Below are 5,730 nucleotides of genomic sequence, written 5' to 3'. Positions count from 1 at the left end.
GACGGTAGTATTTAGTGCATGTAAGGTTTCCAGACCTGCACAAAAGACCCCTGACGCCACTCAAGAAGATACATTAGGAATTGTAAAAATTGATACTGCTGTTCAGCAACCTGTCGATTCTACCCTTGCGCTGGTCCCGGAAGTTCAGGATTCTGTTATTATTAATGTACACCGTGTACTAAAAGATACATTGACCATTATTGGTGTAGGGGATATTATGATGGGTACCAACTACCCTGAAACCTGGTACCTGCCACCTAACCAGGGCGCTGACCTGCTGGCCGAAGTAGACACGATCCTGCGCAATGCGGATGTGACTTTCGGTAACCTTGAAGGGGTTATACTTAATAAAGGTGGTGATGCCAAGTATTGTAAAGACCCGAAGGTATGCTATATATTCCGCTCCCCGGAATACCTGGCGAAAAACCTTGTCCATGCAGGCTTTGATGTAATGAGCACTGCCAATAACCACGCCGGGGACTTTGGCAACCCCGGAAGAAAAAATACCATGAAAGTACTGGACTCTCTGGGCATTAACCATGCAGGCTTGCTTACCAATCCTTATACGACTTTTGAAAAAGACGGAATGCGATATGGTTTTGCTGCTTTTGCACCTAACACGGGTACGGTAAGCATCAATGACATAGCTAACGCTCAAAAAATAGTGGCACATCTGGATTCCATTAGCGATGTGGTTATTGTAAGTTTTCACGGAGGTGCAGAAGGTAGCAAATACCAGCATGTAACCAGGAAAAACGAATACTTCTATGGAGAAAACCGCGGCAATGTCTATCTCTTTGCCCATCAGGTAATTGACGCGGGTGCTGACATTGTTTTTGGACATGGCCCGCATGTAACGAGAGCAGTGGAAGTTTATAAAAACAAGTTTATATCCTACAGCCTGGGTAACTTTTGTACTTATGCCCGGTTTAATCTACGAGGGGACAATGGTTTGGCTCCTATCATTAAAGTTTTTACTGATAGTCAGGGAAATTTTATCAAAGGTGAGATCACACCTGTAATTCAACTGGGTCAGGGTGGTCCGAGTATCGATCCTCAAAAGCGGGTCATCACCCGTTTGCAGCAGCTTACCGAAAAAGATTTCCCGGAAGTAAAAATAAAAATTGACGATAGCGGTATAATTACTTATATTCAAGACTGAATTATCCATGCCTTATAAAGAGAAGACCATAGAGAAGAAGTATTACGCCATTGGAGAAGTGGCAGCTATGTTCAACGTGGCAACTTCATTGATTCGGTTCTGGGAGACCGAATTCGACATTATCAAACCCAAGAAAAATCGGAAAGGCAATCGTCAGTTCACCAAAGAAGACATTGACAATGTCAAGCTTATCTACCACCTGGTGAAAGAGCGTGGGTTTACCCTGCAAGGGGCCAAAGACATGCTTAAAAATGACTCCAACGCTGTAAAAGACAAAATGGATATGATCGATTCTTTGAGTAAAGTCAAAGAATTTTTACAGGAGCTGAGACAGCAGATCCCTTAAGCACTTTGTAACATGGATCAGAACCGGCTGGCTCAACTGGCACTGCATTTTATTCCCGGAATCGGAAATTTCGCTGTGAAGCAACTGGTTAGTTATTCCGGGTCGGCAGAAAGCGTATTTAAACTTCCAAAAGCAAAACTGTTAAAGATACCGGGCATCGGCCCTGCCACGGCCAAATCCATCCTGGAAAACCGTCCTTTTGCCAAAGCTGAAACAGAGTTGGTTAGGGCGGAGAAAGAAAACACCCGCCTGCTGCTCTATTCTGACAAAGACTTTCCTCAAAGGCTCAAGCATATCAACAATGCCCCTTCCCTGCTGTACTATAAAGGCAATGCAGACCTGAATGCGGAAAGAGTGGTAGCCATTGTAGGCACAAGAAATGCAACTGAATACGGCAGGGACTTTACGGCAGAATTCATAGAAGGACTTAAAATACATAATGCCCTGATAGTAAGCGGCTTGGCTTATGGCATCGACATACAAGCCCACAAATGCTCTTTAAAAAGCGGGCTGCCAACCGTAGGCGTGATGGCCAGTGGTGTAGACATCATTTATCCGGCATTGCATAAAGAGACTGCCCGCCAGATGACCGAGCATGGTGGTATACTCACTGAACATAGCTTTGGAAGCAAGCCTGATGCTCCAAAATTCCCGGCGAGAAACAGGATCATTGCCGGCATGTCGGACGCTATTGTGGTGGTTGAGGCTGCTAAAAAGGGAGGTGCCCTGATAACGGCGGAAATAGCCAATAGCTACAGTAAAGATGTGTTTGCAGTACCAGGTGACCGGAAAAGCTCTTTTTCCGAGGGATGCAACGACCTGATCAAAACCAACAAAGCCCACCTTTTAACGGACATTAAAGACCTGGAGTATATCATGAACTGGGAGCCTCTCGAGGAGGGACAGGAAAAGCCAGAAGCTAAAGTTGATATATCTTCACTGGATGACGAAGAAGTTCTGGTATTTTCAGAACTGAAAAAACACGGCACCGCAATTGCCATAGATAACTTAAGCTGGCAAACTCAGCTTCCCGTTGGCAGATTGGCATCGGTTTTACTGAACCTGGAATTCAAAGGATTCGTTAATTCCTTACCCGGTAAAAGCTATAAGCTCGCCAACAGTAAATGAGAGATAATTACTATCACATTTTAGGACTGGACAATTTTGCCTCTCAGGAAGAAATAAAAGCTGCATACCGCAAGTTGGCCAAAAAGTATCACCCGGACAGGAACCCGGGAAAACCTGATTACGAAGAGAAGTTCAAACGGGTAAATATAGCCCACAAAATTTTAACCGACCCAACGAAAAAAGCACGGTTTGACCAGTCTTTAAAGCAACAGATCGCTCCTGACAATACCCCCAGATACTCCCCCAGAAAAGCTTATTATACCACTGAAAAAAGAAGATACACACCCACTGCGTGGATGTATGCCCGTGTATTTATCATTGCCTTCATCATGGCGGTGATTTTGATCCCCATATGGCTTATCCATCAATCGTCTGTTACTTCATATGAAAGAGGTGTAGAGGCCGTGCTGCAGCAAAACTATTACCAGTCACTGAATCATTTCGACCGGGCCATTACTGCATTCGGAGGCCGGACAGTTGAGGCGGGCATAGCCGGCAGCCAGGTATCCATTTACAAGCTTAGTAATTACGAACAGGGCCTGTACTTTGCCAACCGGGGCCTGGAGTACGCTGAAAAACAATCGGAATATGCCGAATTATACTACCTTAAAGCCCTTGCATACAAAGGATTGGGTAATCATGACGAATCCTTGAAGTCACTAAACCTTGCGGATTCGCTTCACTACTCTCCTGACAGTCTCCAGCTTCACTTTGGCCTTTTAAATGCCTTTAGTTTATATGAATTCGAAAAGGGCGAAAAGAACTTCAACTATCTTATCGAACGCAACATTCATCTGCAAACAGCCTGGTTTGGCAAAGCGTGGTGCCTGCAAAACAGGGAATTATACAAGGAGGCTGCAACTACCTATTCAAAAGTAATTGAGCTGGATCCAAACCATGCTATGTCATATTACTACCGGGGAATGAACGAGATCAGCTACGCCGATAGCACTGCCGCCTGTAAGGACTTTGCCAAAGCGCTTGAGCTGGGCTATGATAAGGCTGAGGTATTATTCAGATATCATTGTGAGTGAGTTCAGTTCTTAGTTCTCTGTTCACAATTCAGAGTTTACTGTTCAAAGTTTAGCGGCCTCAATGGAGAAGTAAGGGGCCAAGCGGAATTTCTGGGGAGACCCTAAATTTTCACCTCTTTGCTGACAAACAGTTGTTAATAGCAATCGGCAAGAGCAGTAGACAAACTCGTATAATATAACAATAAGCACGGTTTACTGATTTTCAGTGGCAAGTTTCACTTACCTTACTTTCCAATCTATTTACTCCACAGGTTTTAGGTTTGACCCGAAGTAGTCATAAAACAAAAAAAGGACTCCGCCGAAGCAGAGCCCTTTTTACCATGAAAAACCCCGATTAATTGTCTTTATTCTCGTTATCAGTAGTATATATACGCTGATTACATTTTTCTCTTATGATGTCATAGGCTTTTAGGTCACCCAGCTCTCCTGCCTTACTTAGGTCAAGGCAGCCTTTTTGGAGCTGACCGAATTCCAGCCTGAGCACCCCACGCAGGTAGTAAGCATCTACGTTCTTAGGGTTAAGCTCTAATATTTTTGAACAGTCGTTTATTGCATCCTGATAAGCCTCTAACTGCTGCTTGGCCTGTCCCCTTCTGTAATAAGCTTCCAGGTTATTAGGATCCATCTCTATGGTAGAAGAGTAATCTTCAATGGCACCATAGTAATCCTGCAATCTGTATTTGATGTTGCCTCTGGCAAAAAATGCTTCTGAATACTTAGTGTTTTTTTCAATGGCTGTATTAAAGTCCTTCATTGCCCCATGGATATCTTCAAAAGCCTCCTTGATTTTCCCCCGCATGTAGTATGCCTGGGAATAATTGGGGTCTATTTCAATAGCCTTGTTGTAATTGATAACAGCCTGCATGTACTCACGCTGCTCATAAAGCTTTTTTCCTTTGTCAGTAAATTCAGCGGCTGTTTGTCCGAATAAGTTAACCGAGAGGATCAGACCAACGGCCACAATAATAATTTTTTTCATTTCGAATTTAATTGGTTTTTCAGGGTAACAAATTCCACCCAAAAAGAATGCTAAAAATTTAAAATAATTACAAATCAATGAAATTGGCTAAAAATCGCAGGTGCTGCGTTCATTGCCTCAGTGAAAAGTTTTTTATCAAGTCCCAAATCGGGATTTTTTGTCTCTAAATAGGACACAATAATTTCGGTGGCAAGATTGCCCACCAGATCATCCTTTGCCATCGGGCATCCACCGTAACCGTTGATCGCACCATCAAAACGACGACATCCGGCCAGGTAAGCAGCATCTATCTTTTCCAACGCCGTATTTGGGTTGGAGTGCAAATGTGCCCCGAATTCTATAGCAGGATAGTTTTTGATGAGGTTTTCATAAAGGTAAGTGATGTTTTCCCGATTTGAGACTCCAATTGTATCTGCCAGCGAAATAATGCCGATGCCCATAGAAGAGAGTATATCCGTAAACTTTCCGACGATCTCAACATCATATGGGTCTCCGTACGGGTTACCAAAGCCCATGGAGATATAAGATACCAGTTGCTTATCATGCTTAACGCATACTTCCTGTATCTCATTCAGGGTGTTCAGTGCCTCTACGACAGACTTATTGGTGTTTCTTTGCTGAAAGGTTTCGGATATGGAAAAGGGGAAACCCAGATAGGTGATAGCCTCATATTGGGCCGCATCATTGGCACCCCGTGTATTAGCCACAATAGCCAGCAATTTAGACTCTGTACTCTCCAGATCAAGTTGCTCCAGTACTTCTGCTGTATCCTTCATTTGAGGAATAGCCTTTGGAGAAACAAAACTTCCAAAATCAATGGTATCAAACCCGACTTTCAAAAGTTTATTTATATATTCAACCTTTAATTTGGTAGGTATAAATTGTTTGATGCCTTGCATGGCATCTCTGGGACATTCGATTATTTTCATATCTGCTTTAAAGTAGGTATGCAAATGTATTGGTTCAGCCTATAAAAGACAAAAACGTATCATTGAACGGACAAATTGTTGATTTATCCTACATATTTAAAAAAGAATAGTTTTTAATTTTTAGATTGACTATCCAAAACTGCTAAAACATT

At 43.0% G+C, this 5,730-nt stretch carries 6 protein-coding genes; 4 read left to right on the top strand and 2 right to left on the bottom strand.

What is annotated here, in order from left to right; genetic code table 11:
- From E1163_RS02960 to E1163_RS02945, 4 genes are all read left to right on the top strand, one after another.
- A partial coding sequence (locus E1163_RS02960; protein ID WP_221417920.1) for a CapA family protein occupies positions 1-1,162 on the top strand: 1,162 nt, incomplete at its 5' end.
- Between the two features lie 7 nt (positions 1,163-1,169).
- Positions 1,170-1,508 carry a MerR family transcriptional regulator gene (locus E1163_RS02955; RefSeq protein WP_155169295.1) on the top strand — a complete coding sequence of 113 codons (339 nt, stop codon included), beginning with the start codon at positions 1,170-1,172 and terminating at the stop codon, positions 1,506-1,508.
- Positions 1,509-1,520: 12 nt separating this feature from the next.
- Positions 1,521-2,636 carry a DNA-processing protein DprA gene (dprA, locus tag E1163_RS02950; protein WP_155169293.1) on the top strand — a complete coding sequence of 372 codons (1,116 nt, stop codon included), beginning with the start codon at positions 1,521-1,523 and terminating at the stop codon, positions 2,634-2,636.
- Entirely contained in the window at positions 2,633-3,670 is a 1,038-nt protein-coding gene (locus E1163_RS02945) for a J domain-containing protein (protein WP_155169291.1), read from the top strand. Before dprA ends, E1163_RS02945 begins: the two co-directional genes overlap by 4 nt.
- A 334-nt stretch (positions 3,671-4,004) precedes the next feature.
- On the opposite strand, the gene E1163_RS02940 is transcribed toward E1163_RS02945, so the two are convergent.
- Positions 4,005-4,649, bottom strand: a complete 645-nt coding sequence (locus tag E1163_RS02940; protein WP_155169289.1) for a tetratricopeptide repeat protein — start codon at positions 4,647-4,649, stop codon at positions 4,005-4,007.
- Between the two features lie 74 nt (positions 4,650-4,723).
- Positions 4,724-5,578: a hydroxymethylglutaryl-CoA lyase gene (locus tag E1163_RS02935; protein WP_155169287.1), complete on the bottom strand. Its 855-nt coding sequence runs from the start codon at positions 5,576-5,578 to the stop codon at positions 4,724-4,726.
- Positions 5,579-5,730 lie beyond the last annotated feature (152 nt).

Origin of the sequence: Fulvivirga kasyanovii (assembly GCF_009711405.1) — a bacterium.
GTDB lineage: Bacteria > Bacteroidota > Bacteroidia > Cytophagales > Cyclobacteriaceae > Fulvivirga > Fulvivirga kasyanovii.
Note: the sequence above shows the minus strand (reverse complement) of the source record. Positions and strands in the feature narration are given on the sequence as shown.